Origin of the sequence: Flavobacterium bizetiae (genome assembly GCF_902804475.1) — a bacterium.
GTDB classification, from domain to species: Bacteria; Bacteroidota; Bacteroidia; order Flavobacteriales; family Flavobacteriaceae; genus Flavobacterium; species Flavobacterium bizetiae.
In genome coordinates this window covers 1-15,325 of sequence record NZ_CADCSU010000046.1, presented here as the reverse complement: position 1 = coordinate 15,325, position 15,325 = coordinate 1, and the positions used below count along the sequence as shown (strand labels likewise).

14 protein-coding genes are annotated in these 15,325 nt (G+C 32.8%); 7 read left to right on the top strand and 7 right to left on the bottom strand.

Annotation, left to right across the window (positions count from 1 at the left end; genetic code table 11):
* Nucleotides 1-9: 9 nt before the first annotated feature.
* From mscL to FLACOL7796_RS04130, 4 genes are all read left to right on the top strand, one after another.
* Nucleotides 10-393: a large conductance mechanosensitive channel protein MscL gene (gene mscL, locus FLACOL7796_RS04145; protein WP_065451524.1), complete on the top strand. Its 384-nt coding sequence runs from the start codon at nucleotides 10-12 to the stop codon at nucleotides 391-393.
* Between the two features lie 173 nt (nucleotides 394-566).
* Nucleotides 567-1,556: an aspartate-semialdehyde dehydrogenase gene (locus tag FLACOL7796_RS04140; protein ID WP_173969569.1), complete on the top strand. Its 990-nt coding sequence runs from the start codon at nucleotides 567-569 to the stop codon at nucleotides 1,554-1,556.
* 132 nt (nucleotides 1,557-1,688) lie between these two features.
* Entirely contained in the window at nucleotides 1,689-2,090 is a 402-nt protein-coding gene (locus tag FLACOL7796_RS04135) for an immunity 22 family protein (RefSeq protein WP_173969568.1), read from the top strand.
* Between the two features lie 60 nt (nucleotides 2,091-2,150).
* A complete protein-coding gene (locus FLACOL7796_RS04130; RefSeq protein ID WP_173969567.1) occupies nucleotides 2,151-2,663 on the top strand; it encodes an SMI1/KNR4 family protein in 513 nt (170 codons plus the stop codon).
* Between the two features lie 80 nt (nucleotides 2,664-2,743).
* Here FLACOL7796_RS04130 and FLACOL7796_RS04125 read toward each other — a convergent pair whose 3' ends face one another.
* The 4 genes from FLACOL7796_RS04125 to FLACOL7796_RS04110 form a co-directional block, all read right to left on the bottom strand.
* The gene (locus FLACOL7796_RS04125; RefSeq protein WP_026982672.1) at nucleotides 2,744-3,061 is read right to left on the bottom strand and encodes a 2Fe-2S iron-sulfur cluster-binding family protein; all 318 of its coding nucleotides are present in this window, start codon (nucleotides 3,059-3,061) and stop codon (nucleotides 2,744-2,746) included.
* A 60-nt stretch (nucleotides 3,062-3,121) separates the two neighbouring features.
* Nucleotides 3,122-3,604, bottom strand: a complete 483-nt coding sequence (locus tag FLACOL7796_RS04120) for a hypothetical protein (protein ID WP_173969566.1) — start codon at nucleotides 3,602-3,604, stop codon at nucleotides 3,122-3,124.
* Between the two features lie 215 nt (nucleotides 3,605-3,819).
* On the bottom strand, nucleotides 3,820-4,059 hold the full coding sequence (locus tag FLACOL7796_RS04115) for a NifU family protein (RefSeq protein ID WP_055097397.1): 240 nt from the start codon (nucleotides 4,057-4,059) through the stop codon (nucleotides 3,820-3,822).
* A 107-nt stretch (nucleotides 4,060-4,166) separates the two neighbouring features.
* Entirely contained in the window at nucleotides 4,167-5,297 is a 1,131-nt protein-coding gene (locus FLACOL7796_RS04110) for an Mrp/NBP35 family ATP-binding protein (RefSeq protein ID WP_173969565.1), read from the bottom strand.
* Between the two features lie 419 nt (nucleotides 5,298-5,716).
* Between FLACOL7796_RS04110 and FLACOL7796_RS04105 the strand changes: the two genes are divergently transcribed.
* Nucleotides 5,717-7,330 carry a L,D-transpeptidase family protein gene (locus tag FLACOL7796_RS04105; RefSeq protein ID WP_173969564.1) on the top strand — a complete coding sequence of 538 codons (1,614 nt, stop codon included), beginning with the start codon at nucleotides 5,717-5,719 and terminating at the stop codon, nucleotides 7,328-7,330.
* A gap of 65 nt (nucleotides 7,331-7,395) precedes the next feature.
* Here the strand turns inward: FLACOL7796_RS04105 and FLACOL7796_RS04100 are convergent, their stop codons facing one another.
* The 3 genes from FLACOL7796_RS04100 to FLACOL7796_RS04090 all read right to left on the bottom strand — a co-directional run bounded on the left by FLACOL7796_RS04100 (nucleotide 7,396) and on the right by FLACOL7796_RS04090 (nucleotide 12,111).
* Entirely contained in the window at nucleotides 7,396-9,825 is a 2,430-nt protein-coding gene (locus FLACOL7796_RS04100; protein WP_173969563.1) for an ABC transporter permease, read from the bottom strand.
* 151 nt (nucleotides 9,826-9,976) lie between these two features.
* Nucleotides 9,977-10,684, bottom strand: a complete 708-nt coding sequence (locus tag FLACOL7796_RS04095) for an ABC transporter ATP-binding protein (protein ID WP_173969562.1) — start codon at nucleotides 10,682-10,684, stop codon at nucleotides 9,977-9,979.
* Nucleotides 10,685-10,863: 179 nt separating this feature from the next.
* The gene (locus tag FLACOL7796_RS04090; RefSeq protein ID WP_173969561.1) at nucleotides 10,864-12,111 is read right to left on the bottom strand and encodes an efflux RND transporter periplasmic adaptor subunit; all 1,248 of its coding nucleotides are present in this window, start codon (nucleotides 12,109-12,111) and stop codon (nucleotides 10,864-10,866) included.
* Nucleotides 12,112-12,268: 157 nt separating this feature from the next.
* Between FLACOL7796_RS04090 and FLACOL7796_RS04085 the strand changes: the two genes are divergently transcribed.
* Together FLACOL7796_RS04085 and FLACOL7796_RS04080 are read left to right on the top strand one after the other, a co-directional pair.
* Entirely contained in the window at nucleotides 12,269-13,627 is a 1,359-nt protein-coding gene (locus tag FLACOL7796_RS04085; RefSeq protein WP_173969560.1) for a sigma-54-dependent transcriptional regulator, read from the top strand.
* Between the two features lie 132 nt (nucleotides 13,628-13,759).
* Entirely contained in the window at nucleotides 13,760-15,085 is a 1,326-nt protein-coding gene (locus tag FLACOL7796_RS04080) for a sensor histidine kinase (RefSeq protein ID WP_173969559.1), read from the top strand.
* The last annotated feature ends 240 nt before the right edge of the window (nucleotides 15,086-15,325 follow it).

The window sequence follows — 15,325 nt, the reverse complement described above, 5'->3', positions numbered from 1 at the left end:
GAATCAATTATGGGGATGTTTTCAGAATTTAAGGAATTTGCAATGAAAGGCAACGTAGTCGATTTGGCTGTCGGTGTTATAATTGGAGCTGCTTTTGGCAAAATTGTGAGCTCATTAATTGAAAATGTAATTACGCCATTAATATTAAAACCGGCACTAGATGCGGCACATTTATCGACTATAGAAGAGCTAACTGCTTTTGGAGGCGTTAAATATGGTTTGTTTCTTTCGGCAGTAATTAACTTTCTTATTGTTGCTTTTGTTTTATTCTTAATTATTAAAGGAATAAATCATGCAAAAAAGAAAGAAGTTCCGCCACCAGCTGCACCAGCAGGACCAACACAGGAAGAATTACTTATTCAGATTAGAGATCTGTTAAAGAATAAGCAATAATATAATATACCGCTACACTAAGTCTAACTTAACCGCTTCTTGATTGAGGCGGTTTTTTTTATTTTTGTTTGATTTGTAACATTTTGTTATTTTTTGTGAAGCACATTGTTTTGTTTTTTATTATAGCTACTTTTGCAGAGTAAATTAGATTAATTCATACTAAAAATATAAAAATGAGAATAGCCGTTGTAGGTGCCACTGGTATGGTTGGCGAAATAATGCTTAAAGTTTTAGCAGAAAGAAATTTCCCTGTTACAGAATTAATTCCTGTGGCTTCTGAGAAGTCGGTTGGAAAAGAAATTGAATATAAAGGTCAAAAATATAAAGTTGTAGGATTACAAACCGCTGTTGATTTGAAAGCAGATATTGCTGTTTTTTCGGCAGGAGGAGATACTTCATTAGAGTGGGCACCAAAATTTGCAGCAGCAGGAACAACAGTTATTGATAATTCTTCGGCATGGAGAATGGATCCGACAAAAAAATTGATCGTTCCGGAAATCAATGCTGATACATTAACAAAAGAAGATAAAATTATTGCAAACCCAAACTGTTCTACTATTCAAATGGTATTGACTTTGGCTCCTTTGCACAGAAAATACAACATCAAAAGAATCATTGTTTCTACTTATCAATCGATCACCGGAACTGGCGTAAAAGCGGTAAGACAATTAGAAAATGAGTACGCCGGAATTCAGGGAGAAATGGCATACAAATATCCAATTCATAGAAATGCGATTCCACATTGCGATAGTTTCGAAGAAAACGGATACACTAAAGAAGAAATGAAATTAGTTCGTGAAACTCAAAAAATTCTTGGTGATAATACTATCAGAGTTACTGCAACTGCAGTTCGTGTACCAGTTGTTGGCGGACATAGTGAAGCGGTAAATGTTGAGTTTACAAATGATTTTGATGTAAACGAAGTACGTGAAATTTTGCATCATACAGATGGAGTAGTGGTGCAGGATAATTTAGATACATTTACATACCCAATGCCATTATATGCAGAAGGTAAAAATGATGTTTTTGTAGGTAGAATTCGTCGTGACGAAAGCCAGCCAAATACATTAAACATGTGGATCGTTGCTGATAACCTGAGAAAAGGTGCTGCAACAAACACAATTCAAATTGCTGAATATTTAATTCAGGCAGGTTTGGTATAAGTTAGAGATTAAAGAAAATTGTTATAAAGGAAAAGCCGTAATTGCAGAAATGTGATTGCGGTTTTTTTATTGCGTAACTTTTAAAAATTGTAATTCATAAACGATACTTTTGTTTGATATTCATTTAAAATTATGAGAACAGAGATTAGTTATTTTTGGTTTGGGAAGTTTGAATCAGAAAAAGAATATTTTGATTTTGTGGGAGAAGATGAGGCGTATTATAAAGATGATGATTACGAAGAAAAATACATATCGGAGTTTGCAAAATCCCAAAGCGAGCATTTTTTAGATCATGATTTTATCGAAAGCGGATTTGAAAATGAAGCGATTTCTTTTGAAGAAAAATTCGTGGGATATTCGTATGGTACACAATGGATTTCTGAAGCGAAAAAAAGATTGATGCACTTAAACAAAAATCCGGAAGAGCTAAATACGCTTGTGTTTATTTCGAAAAATCAAATTAAAAACCCGGTTTCGATAGCTGATGCAAAATTTAATCTCTTATATATAGGAGAAATTGAATATGATATTTGAGTTTAAAGTTTTAAAGAAAATAGCGAAAATCGTATCTTAGCTATTATAAATACAGATGAAATGAATTTCGACAATTATAAAATAATCCCGAATTACAAGACCAATAAAACAGACTTATTTCTTGCAGAGGATGAAGATATTCTGGCGTGCGAGAAAACCTTAAATATTGTTTTTGATGATGATTATAAAGAATATGTTTCAACTTACGGAAGCGGAATTCTTGGCGGAACTTATGTTCGAATCTATCTTCCGGAAACCATAATTCTTACTTTAGAAGAATGGAAAAATCGTATAACTGAATATTGGTTTTGGGATGAAGGAAAAGAGGTGTTGACAAAAGAGGAAGTTTTATCCCGAGATTTCGGGACAATTAGAATTGGAGACACGTATGACGGAGATGAAATTATTCTTTATAAAGGAGAATATTTCGTTTTGCCAAGACATAGCGAAATGATTTATAAAGCAGGAAATACACTCGAAGAAACGATAACCTGGTTGTGTTCGTCAGGAATTTTAACCGAAGCGTTTCCTGAAAGAGAATTTGAACCTTTTGATCCGAATGAGTTGGGGTAAACTACAAATAAAAAATTCCAAATTCCGATAGTGTGTACTATTGTTGGAATTTGGAATTTTAAAATATTGTACTTTATGGTTTAGTATTCAGGAGCTAATTCTAATTCTAATCCTTCTAACTCGGTAGTAATTGGAATCTGGCAACCCAAACGGCTATTTGATTTAACGTAAAATGCTTCCGACAGCATGGCTTCTTCTTCATCTCCCATTTCAGGTAATGCAACATCATTAAGAACATAGCACTGGCAAGAAGCACACATGGCCATTCCGCCGCATGTTCCTTCAACAGGTAGTTCGTATGCTTTGCATAACTCCATTATATTCATTGCCATATCAGTTGGAGCTTGTAACTCGTGTATAACTCCTTCTCGATCTTTAATCTTTATTAATACATCCATTTTAATTATTTGGAATTTTACTGGTTAGGATTTTATAACGTGAAAAAATCCTTAATTACGTTAACTATTTTTTAAACTAAATGCGTATTCTTTTTTGCTTCCTTCTTTAGGGCGCATTTTTACACCAAGAATATTTCCGTTTTTTTCTAGTATAGTGACAAAAGCAATTACAGAATAATAATCTTTATCTGATTGAAAGATTAAAGTACCTTCATAAGTTGAATTCATTACTCCTTGTTTATCTGTTGTTACAGATACTTTTCTAGGATGTGCAAATTGAGCTGCGCTGTAAGTTGCTTTGTTTGCAAATTTGGCTTTGCCGTTACAGAAATCGTATAAGAAATCATAATTACCAATTCTTAAACTGCCTTCTTCTTCATTTGCGTTGGTCGAAAATACAATCTGACCTGAGTATTTAAAGTCTGACCATTCTTCTGATTCGTTTAACCAGGCTTTGTCAACAACTAGAGTTTGCGTAGTTTGCTGTGCATAATTCACAGAAACAAAAAATAGCAATAAAAATAGAGCGTAATAGTTCTTCATAAATTTAAGATTTTGGGGTTATGTGACAAATTTAAGTTAAATATGTAACAATTCCTTAACTAAAACTCTTAAATCTTTACGTTGTTTTTTGCTAAATCCGCAATAAGTTGCTTTGTTTGTGTCTTATTTTTAAAAAATATCAAATCAAAGCGCTTAAAGAACTATTATTCTTGTTAATTGATTAAATCTAAAAAGCAGAAAAAATAGCGTTTTTATTACATTATATTTACCACAGTTTCTATTTGCGGAGCATATTTTTTTATTGTTGTTTCAACACCTGCTTTTAGCGTCATTTGGTTTACACTACAGCTAATACATGCTCCTTCAAGACGAACTTTGACATGTTTGTCATCGTCTATAGAAATTAGCGTAATGTCTCCTCCGTCAGAATTTAAAAAAGGTCTGATTTCGTCTAGAGCCAATAATACGTTGTTTGTTAATTCTTCTGTTGTCATAATATTAATGTGTCAATTAGAGAATTAGAGAATTCGATAATGCTTAAAGAAAATTTTAAATTCTCCCGGAAACATTATCAAATTGCCTCATTATCTCATTATCTAATTTATTTCTTTACTGCTGAACAACCTGCCATAGTTGTAATTTTAATGGCTTCTGTAGCAGGCAAAGTATCATTTCTGTTTACTACTTCCTGCACAACATTTCTGGTGATCTCTTCGAAAACAGTTTCGATTACAGAGGCAGTTTGCATTGCTGCAGGGCGGCCATAATCTCCGGCTTCACGAATAGATTGTACGATTGGTACTTCACCTAAAAACGGAACATCTAAATCCTGAGCAAGGTTTTTTGCACCTTCTTGTCCAAAAATATAGTATTTATTGTCAGGTAATTCTTCTGGTGTAAAGTACGCCATATTTTCGATAATTCCCAAAACAGGAACATTGATGTTATCCTGCATAAACATAGCAACTCCTTTTTTAGCATCGGCAAGAGCCACAGCCTGAGGAGTACTTACTACAACAGCACCAGTAATTGGTAACGATTGCATGATCGAAAGATGAATATCTCCGGTTCCCGGAGGTAAATCGATTAACATAAAATCTAAATCTCCCCAATCTGCATCAAAAATCATTTGGTTCAATGCTTTTGCAGCCATTGGACCTCTCCAGATAACAGCTTGACTTGGAGCTGTAAAGAAACCAATAGAAAGTATTTTGATATCGTAACTTTCAACAGGTTTCATTTTTGATTTTCCGTCAATAGTGATCGAAATTGGTTTTTCGCTTTCAACGTCAAACATAATAGGCATCGATGGTCCGTAGATATCGGCATCAAGAATACCAACATTAAAACCCATTTTAGCAAGCGTTACAGCAAGATTTGCAGTAACAGTCGATTTACCAACTCCACCTTTACCAGAGGCAACGGCAATGATATTTTTGATTCCCGGGATAGCCTTTCCTTTTATTTCGTTCGGGTTTTCCTTTGCTTCAACTTTAATGTTTACTTTGATTTTTGCCTCAGGAGATACCAACTCAAGAATTGTTTTTCTGATATCATCTTCGGCTCTTTTTTTAATGTGCATTGCTGGTGTGTGCAAAAGTAAATCTACTACAACTTCATCACCAAAAGTAATGACATTGGCAACAGCGCCACTTTCAACCATATTTTTTCCTTCTCCGGCTATAGTGATTGTCTCTAGAGCTTTAAGAATTTCTTTTCTATCTAATTTCATCTTAATCTACTGTTTTCTATTGAAAGAAATCAATTTACGTATTGTGTTTATTTAAACTGATTTCAGACTACAAAGATAACAGATTATGTTCGGATTCAAACCCTTTTAAATTGTATTTATTGATATAGAGATTAGTCAAAATGATTTTAATGGTTTGTATTTGCTTTCTTACAATAAAACTAAAGCAAAAATTGCATCTTAGACGATGCATTAAAAATGCTTTTTAAGTTAAAACTGATTAATTTTATATTCAATTTTAAAAAAATGATGACTAAAATGTCAATAATCTTAGCTATATTTGAGTACCCAAATTATGATTTCCACTGTTTGAAAAATATATGAAAACTTGTTTTTGGACAAATTATGGGGTTTCGGTATTTTTTTAATAGAATTTCCTTTCTAATTTAAATCTAAGAAATATGCGAAATTTTACTTTCTTCTCTGTAATTATTGCTGTTAGTTTTTTGATGTCACCCTTTGAATCTTCTGCCAAAGAGATTATTACAAAAAATAAAAAGACGGAATTTGAAAATGTTCTTTCCTCCAAAAGATATGTTTCAAAAGCTACTGTTGATGCGGAATCCATTACTCAGTTTTATAAAAAATATCCCAAATTAAAAAAATACCAAAATGATGTTCTGGATCTTTATAAAAAGAAAGAATATAATTTGATTTGGCATGATGATAAAAGTGTTAGCGAATTTGGATCGCTCTTGTATCATAAAGTGCATTTGCTTAATGACCAGGGTATAAAAGCTACGATGCCTTATATGGATTTGGTAGATGATATTTTTAATGAAAATGTCTCTAATAAATTACCTCAAATTGATACCGAACTTTTATTGTCTAATATGTATGTGTTTTATGCGAGCAACGTTTATTCAGGTGTTGATGCTGCAACCCTAAAGAAAATTGGTTGGTTCTTGCCGGCAAAAAACATATCGTATGCCAAGATATTAGACTCTCTTATGGTTGATCCGGACCGATTAAATAAAGATGAAAATCTTTTATTCGGACAATATTATAAACTTCAAAAAGTATTAAAAAAATACCGAACAATTGAGAAAAATAATCTTTGGAAAAAAATAGATATTGATAGTGCAACTTACAAAGATTTGCGACCATTTGATAGTGGTGTTGCGATAAAACAAATACGCGAACGATTATTTGTGGTGGGAGATTTAGCGCAGGATTCTAAAAGAGATGTCTACGACGAAGAGATGATGGCCGGTGTTTTAAAGTATAAAAAAAGATACGGACTTAAATTAAATTATGCCCTTACCAGAGATCATATCAACCAAATGAATGAGCCAATTGGTAATCGTATAAAAACGATAATGCTAAACATGGAGCGTTGCCGATGGATCCCGACAAATCTGGCAAAAGCAGATGAATATATAATGATTAATATACCATCATTCAGGTTGATTTATGTAAAAAATGGTAAATACGAATTAGTATCAGATGTTTTTGTGGGAACCCGAATGACCGAAACGGTGATCTTTAGCGGAGAGATGGACAGGATTGTTTTTAGCCCCTATTGGTATGTTCCGCAGAGTATCATTAAAAATGAATTAAAACTAAAAATGGCCGAAGATAAAAACTATCTGGCCGATCATAATATGGAATGGAATGGCGGGAACGTTCGACAAAAACCAGGTCCTAAAAACTCTCTGGGATTGGTGAAATTTATGTTCCCAAACCCGAATGATATTTACTTGCATGATACACCGGCAAAAAGTTTGTTCGAATTCGAAAAACGTATTTTTAGCCATGGATGTATTAATGTAAAAGAAGCAAAAAATCTAGCGCTTGCCATTTTAAAAGACGATCCGGATTGGCCAGTTGATAAAATAGATCAGGCGATGAGCGGCGAAAAAGAAACTACTTGTAAGCTTAAAACTAAAATACCTATTTACATTGGTTATTTTACAGCCTGGGTAAGCGATGACGGCGATATTGGTTTTTATCCTGATGTTTATGATAGAGACACGCAATTGTATAAACTACTCTATGCTGATGCTGTAATGTAAAATAAAAAGAAACCCGCCAAGTTGTTAAAATTTGGCGGGTTTCTTAAAAAAAATGGTCTACAAGCTTATTCGTATTTTAAATATTTTAAGATATCGATTTTGGTTACCTGATAGGCTTTTGCCAACACTATTATTAAAGTTAAAATCACTAACGAAACTAGAGCAACACTAAACGGAGCAACTGAAATACTGGTTCTGAATGCAAAATTCTCCAGCCATTTTTGTAACAAAATATAGGCTGGGATAATACCAATTACAAACCCAAATAAACAGAAACCGATATATTGTTTGGAAAGTTCTTTTAGTAAAGCATCCGTTTCTGCGCCTAATGTTTTTCTGATTGCGATTTCTTTTAATCTTCTTTCCATCGAGAATGAGGCTAAAGCAAATAATCCAAAAACGGCTATAATGATTACCACGAGATTCAGGATAAAAAATAAATTTTTCTGTTTCACCTGTTCTTGATAGGTTTTGGCAAATCCTTTGTTTACAAATTCGTAGTCAAAAGGATAATCCTGATTGATGTTTTTCTCCCAATAGTTTTTTAATTTTGCTAAAGTCTCGGTTAGGTTGTTAGGTGAAACTTTTACAAAAACATTATCAAAATTATTCCATTTAAGAGTTTTTATTGTTACGAAAATCATTGGAGGAACTTCGCTCTGAAGACCGGTAACATGAAAGTCTTTAACAACACCAACCACTTTAAATGACATATTTCCTTTCTCATTTCCCCAACCGGATTGTATTATGGTATTTATAGGGTTTTTAAGTCCTAGTTTCTTGGCCAGAGTTTCATTTATTAGCCAATTGCTGATGGTGTCTGAAGCGTATTTCGGGGATAAATCTCTTCCTTTAACAATTTTAATTTTCATCATTTCGAGAAAACCATAATCCATTACAATATTCCTTGGCTGTACAAAAATACCATTGTAGGTAAAACCTGAACTTGAATTACTGCCATTTCCAAAAGAACCTGCAAATGTAGATGCATCCTTAACGCCTGAAAATTTTAAGATCTCTTGTTTTGTAGTTTGGTACTTTTCGGATTTTTTAGATTGATCATTATATCTAAACGGAATACGGATGACTTGATCTCCGCTAAAGCCAAGATCTTTATTCATCATATAAGTTACCTGAGAGTTTACGATTAAAGCACCAATAATAAAAAAGGCAGCAATACCAAACTGAAAAATCAACATCGAATTTCGGATCCAGATACCGCTTTTGCTTCTGGAAAAATTGCCTTTTAAAACTTTTAATGTTTCAAAATTAGAGATGTAAATAGCAGGGAATATACCAGCAAGAACAATTACTAATACAAATATAAAAATAAGCTGCAGGTAAAATTCGTTGCCATTCATAGTTAAAGACTTTTTCAAAAAGTTGTTATAGTATGGCAATGAAAGTTCTACAATTGCCAAGGCAAAAAGAATAGCCAGAGTTACAATTATAGCAGTTTCAAATATAAACTGAGCGATAATTTGTTTTTTGCTCGCACCAACAATCTTACGAACTCCTACTTCTTTGGCACGTTTTATTGCCGAAGCAGTTGCAAGATTAATATAATTTACTAAAGACAAAGTAAGAATCAGGATAGATAAACCAACCATGATATAAAGTAATTGTAAATTACCTCTGCCTTCAGGAAAATTATCGACATTAATAGATTTTGTGCCGTGTAAGCGAGATGTCGCTAATTGGTCAACAATAATCCCAATCTCACCATTTTCTTTGATATATTGCTCAGCTGTTTGACCATTTTCTTTAGCACTTTTTAGAGTCCTGTTGATAAAATTTACATTTTTCATCTTCTTTAAAACCGTCTCTATACTAACTCCTTTTCGGGTTTTAATCATTAGGGTATAATTGAAGTTCCCCCATTGGCTAATATCATTTTGGTCTATTAAGCCCCCAAAAACATAATTGGGTTCTATAGAAGAAGGTTTGATGATTTTATAAACCGATTTTACCACAAAAGGTTTATTGTCCTTTGTAATAATTTTGCCAATAGGATCTTCGTTTTTAAAAATTAGTTTCGCAGTCTCATCAGAAATAGCAACACTATTTTTTTCTTTTAAGATGTCTTTTTTGGATCCTTTGAGAATTGGGAACGGAAAAGAATCAAAAAAGTCATAATCTGCCATTATGATTTTTTTTCCAATCCATTTTTGGCTGCCATGTTTTATTACATCTTCGGCATACCAATTGGCGAAAAAAGTAATAGATTCGATTTCAGGAATAGTGGCTTTGCAGGTTAAGCCAAAAGGCACAGGGCTTGAGTTCCATATATCGCCACTGTCTCCAAATTTATTTAGAACCTGATATACATTTTCTTTTTCAGGATTCCATTTATCGTAGGCGTGTTCATTATTCCAATATAAAATTGCGAAAATTACTCCGGCGATTCCAATGCTTAATCCCATGACATTCAAAAACGAAAACAATTTGTTTTGCTTTAAATGATATATAAATATTTTAAACCAGTTAAAAATCATGATAGTTTTTTTATAGTTATTGTAGTTGGTTTTTTTAGTTTGGTCTAACAGGTTTTTAAGCCTGTTAGATTGTTATATTATAGCTAATACTTTGCAAACAAATCCCACCAGGATTAAGATTGCGGTTACAATAAATTTTATCATTTTAAGATTATTTAGCGTCCATAAAAACATCAACATTTCTCTGATTTAGTTTTTCAGAAAATATAACACCATCTTTCATGTGAATCGTTTTTTGCGAAAACGAAGCATCATAATCGGAGTGTGTCACCATCAAAATAGTAGCTCCTTTAGCATGTAAATCTGTTAAAAGTTCCATTACTTCATTACCATTTTTACTGTCCAGATTTCCTGTAGGCTCATCGGCAAGGATAATTTTAGGATCATTTACCAAAGCTCTTGCAACGGCAACCCTTTGTTGTTGTCCTCCTGAAAGTTGCTGCGGATAATGTTTTAATCGGTGCGAAATATTTAGTTTCTCAGCAATTGCCTCGATTTTTTGTTTTCTTTCTGATGCTTTTACATTGTTATAAAGCAAAGGCAATTCGATATTATCATAAACCGAAAGTTCATCAATCAGGTTAAAATTCTGGAAAATAAAACCAATGTTTTCTTTACGGACAATGGCTCTTCCTTTTTCTTTTAAACCCACCATTTCCTGATCTAAAAGCTTATAACTTCCGCTGGTTGCGCTATCCAAAAGTCCGATTATATTTAGTAAAGTCGATTTTCCGCAACCAGAAGGTCCCATGATTGTAAGGAAGTCTCCTTTTTTAATTTCTAAAGAAATCCCGCTTAAAGCTGATGTTTCTACTTCTTCTGTTCTAAAAACTTTGGTTAAATTTTGAATTGTTATCATAGTTTTAAAATTTTAGTTGTTATTGATTGTTTTTTGATTGATGATTGAAACTTTTATTTTTTACCACTAATTTCACGAATTAGCACGAATTAAATTTTTGACTATCAGAATAAAAATTCGTGAAAATTTGTGAAATTCGTGGCAAACTTTTTAACTGAAAACTGAGACTGAAAACTGTTTTACTGTGAACTACTAATCGATAATTGCTCAACATCTTTATAGTCAGTATAAGACGAAGTGATCACAGATTCTCCTTCTTTTAAACCTTCCAGAACTTCATAATACGAAGGGTTTTCCCGGCCTAATTTTATATTTCTTCTTTCAGCCTTATTTCCTTTTACTACAAAGATCCATTTTCCTGCGGTTTCCTGACTAAAACTTCCTTTTTGAATGACAAGAGTTTTATTTTTTTCAGATAAAATTAGTTTCACGCCAAAACTTAATCCGTCTTGTAATACAATATCCTCTTTAGATGTAAAAGCCAGTTCTACTATAAAATGTCCTCCTTTCACTTCCGGAATTACTTTGGTAACTAAAACTTCAAGGTTTTTCCCTTTAAATTCTACATGACCTTTCAAACCTTCGCGTATTTTTTCCAAATAAAATTCATCAACATCCGCAGTCAATTTGTAACCTTGTTTAGAATCTATTTTTCCGATGCTTTCACCCGCCTGAAATGTTTTTCCTAACACGGGTTGAAAAGAAGTTAATCGGCCGGATTCCGGAGCAGTAATCAAAAAGTTCTTTTTGTTGTTTCTCAAAATATCCAAACTTTTCTCCATGGTTTGAATCGAATGATTGATTTGCGAAATCTGAATCTGATTCGTTTGTTTTTCTTTTTGAATACTTTGCTGAATCGTTCTTTTGCGTTCTTCCTGAAAACGAAGACTTTCCTTAAACGTATTCCAGTCATTTTTAGAAATCACCTCTTTTTCATATAATCGGGCATTCATGTCGTATAATCTTTTTGCATCATTATAATCATGTTCAATTAAAACCAAATCTTTATTTAAGTTTAATTCCTGATTTCTAATGTTTAGTTTTCCTGTATTCAAATTGTTGATTTGCTCAATAATTGCTGTTTCCTGAGTCAGATAATTCAGCTCCGTATTTGGGTTGTACAAACGAGCCAGCGACTGACCTTGTGTAACCATCGCGCCATTCTCAACAAAAATCTCTTTTACAGATCCTCCTTCAGTAACATTTACCAGCATCACATTCAAAGGTTCTACTTTGGCCTGAAAAACAACAAAATCTTCAAAAAAAGCTTTTTCAACTTTCTGAACACTTAATTCTTCTGCTTTTACATTTAAACTTCTTTTAGTATTAAACGAAAAAAATACGATTGTTGCCAAAACTAAAAAAACTCCAATTGCTATTGTGAGATATCTAAATTTTCTATTTTTACGAGGAATTACTTTGTCCATTTCTTTAATAATTTACTGATTACCAATAGGTAAATACTGTGCCGTAAAAATTATTATTTGTAAAGTGTTGATTTTAAAGAAGCTTTAAAAACCATTCAAAAAAGAAGTGTTCGATAATGAACAGTTGACCGTTCGTTATCGAACAAAAAAAGACATCATGCGAAAAAAACAAGCCCAAATATTAATCGTCGACGACCAGGAAGAAATTCTTTTTTCGGCAAAAATGATTCTCAAAAAACATTTTGAAACCATTTTTACAGAAAATAGTCCAAAAAAAATCATTTCTATTTTAAGTGAAAATGAAATAAATGTGGTTTTATTAGATATGAATTACCGAATTGGTTTCGAAGATGGGCGTGAAGGCATTCATTGGCTCAAAGAAATAAAAACACTTTCGCCACAAACCATTGTGATTTTAATGACCGCATTTGGTAAAATTGATACCGCTGTTGAAGGAATAAAAATTGGTGCTTTTGATTATATTCTGAAACCCTGGAATAACGAAAAATTACTTGAAGTAATTGATAAGGCTGTAGCCGAAAGCAGAAAAAATAGTAAAAAAGTTGTCGAAGAAAAACCAGCAAAAAACTACTTTGTTGGAAATTCGCTTAAAATAAAACAAGCCTATTCTATTGCCGAAAGAGTGGCCAGAACAGATGCAAACGTTTTAATTCTGGGTGAAAACGGAACAGGAAAATATGTCTTTGCAGAATTTATTCATCTGAATTCTGAGCGAAAAGCACAACCCTTTATTCATGTCGATTTGGGTTCCTTGAGTGATAATTTATTCGAAAGTGAGCTTTTTGGTTATGCAAAAGGCGCTTTTACAGATGCCAAAACAGATACTCCCGGCCGATTTGAAATAGCTTCCGGAGGAACAATTTTTCTGGATGAAATTGGCAATATTCCGCTGCATTTGCAATCTAAACTATTGCACGTTTTGCAAACTAAAACCGTTACCCGTTTAGGAGAAAGTAAGGCCAGACCTTTGAATGTTCGTGTAATTGCAGCAACCAATAGTGATATAAAAGCTGAGGTTAAAAACAAAACCTTCCGTGAAGATTTGCTATATCGAATCAATACAATGGAAATTCATTTGCCTTCATTGCGCGAACGAAAAGATGATATTGTCCCGATGGCACATTTTATTCTGGATAAGATTGCCGAAAAATACAATCATGGTCCTGAAGCTTCGGGATGGCATTTTGAAGATAATGTAGCGCCATATTTAGAAAAATATCCATGGAAAGGAAATATTCGCGAACTTGAAAATAAAATAGAACGCGCTTTGATTTTAGCCGATAATAATACCATTTCTGTAACGAATCTCGATATTTTAGATTTCGAAGAAATTCAGGAAAACGATGAAAACCCGTTATCTGAAATGGAAAAAAGTGCTATCGAAAAAACACTTTTCAAATACAACGGAAACATCAGTAAAACGGCAGAAGAGCTTGGTTTGTCAAGAGCTGCATTATACAGAAGGATTGAAAAGTACGATTTGAAAAACTCATAACACAATTCTATAGATATAGTTTTGTGATCTTTAATTAGGTTTAAATTGCAAACCAAACCTTGCGAACTTTGCGAAAAACCTTGTGTGCTTTGCGGTTAAAAACTTTAATCTCGGGCAATAAAAAATAAAATAATGAAAAACTGGAAATTTTATAATGCGTTGTTTTTAAGGGTTGTCTTTGTTATGATTCCCTTTTTCTTTTGCATTTTTTTGATTTATAAAACGCTTTATTACAATGCGCTTTTAGTTGGGTTTTTTATTTTTCTATTATTGTTTGAGATGTATTTTTATATTAAAAATCATTCTTTGTTTTATGACAAGATATTGCTTTCGATCTTGCAGAATGATTTTTCGACCAACTTCCCGAAAGATTATAAAGAAAAGAAATTTAGTAATTTATATCTTTTATATGAGACCTTAAAATACCAGCAGCAAGATCAGACTTCAAAAGAATTAATTTATAAATCGATATTAAATAATATAGATACAGCGACTTTGATTCTTGAAAAAGAAAACGAAGACTGGAATGTTTTTTTAATGAACGATTGTTTTTCCCGTTTGTTTAAAGTACCAAAAGTGAGTCACTGGAAATACCTGAAAAATTATTTACCATCACTTTGTACTGAGATTGAGAAAACCGAATTTTCAGAATTAAAATCGGCAATTTCGATTAAAATAGAAGAACAGGATCTACAGACTTTTATGCTGCAAACATCCTACACACAAACGTATGAAAAAGAATATTTTATTATTTTATTAGATAGTATTCAGCGTGTTATTGAGAAAAAAGAAAAAGAAGCCTGGATTAATCTGATGAAAATTATTTCGCATGAATTGATGAATTCCTTAACGCCAATTCGTGCGCTTTCGCAGAATTTACTTCAGATTGTCGATCAGGAAAAACTTGAAGAAGATGATTTCGATGATATTAAAAGTAGTATTTCGACCATTATCAATCGAAGTGATCACTTGCAGGTTTTTGTCGAAAATTATCGAAAACTCGCCATGCTGCCAACGCCTACAAAACAAATGACGCCAATAAATTTACTTTTAGAGGATTGTATGCGAATTATGAGTCCAATTTTGAAAGCGGAGAATATCGAATTGGTTAATGAAATCAGTAGCCCAAGATCTATTTTGATAGATAAAAGTCAGATCGAACAAGTGATTATTAATCTCATCACCAATAGTGTTTACGCCTTAAAAGAAAAGTCAGAAAAGAAAATGTTTTTGTCCAGTTATACCGAAAACAATCGCTTTTTTATTACCATTTCAGACAACGGAAAAGGAATTGATTCTGAGATTAGAGACAAAGTATTTCTGCCATTTTTCACCACCAGAAAAGATGGCGCCGGAATTGGTCTAACACTTTCTAAAAACATCATCGAAGCCCATGGCGGCTACTTAAGTTACCAAACCGATGAAGATAAAACGAGTTTTGTGATTTGCTTGATCTGATTTGAACCATATAAGTTATATAAGTTCATTTTAAGCATTATGTATAAATCTCTCTCAAAGTTCGCGAGGCTATTTTTATTAATCGCGCAAAGTCGCAGAGTCGCAAAGTTTTTTATTTTTTAAGCTTTCTTTGCGCATTTTTTGTCATCCCGATTTCTATGATAAAACCAAATCTTTTTTATAAGGGATTTGGTTTTTTATTACTGCAAAAACCCGATGGATTATTTTATTTCTCACAGC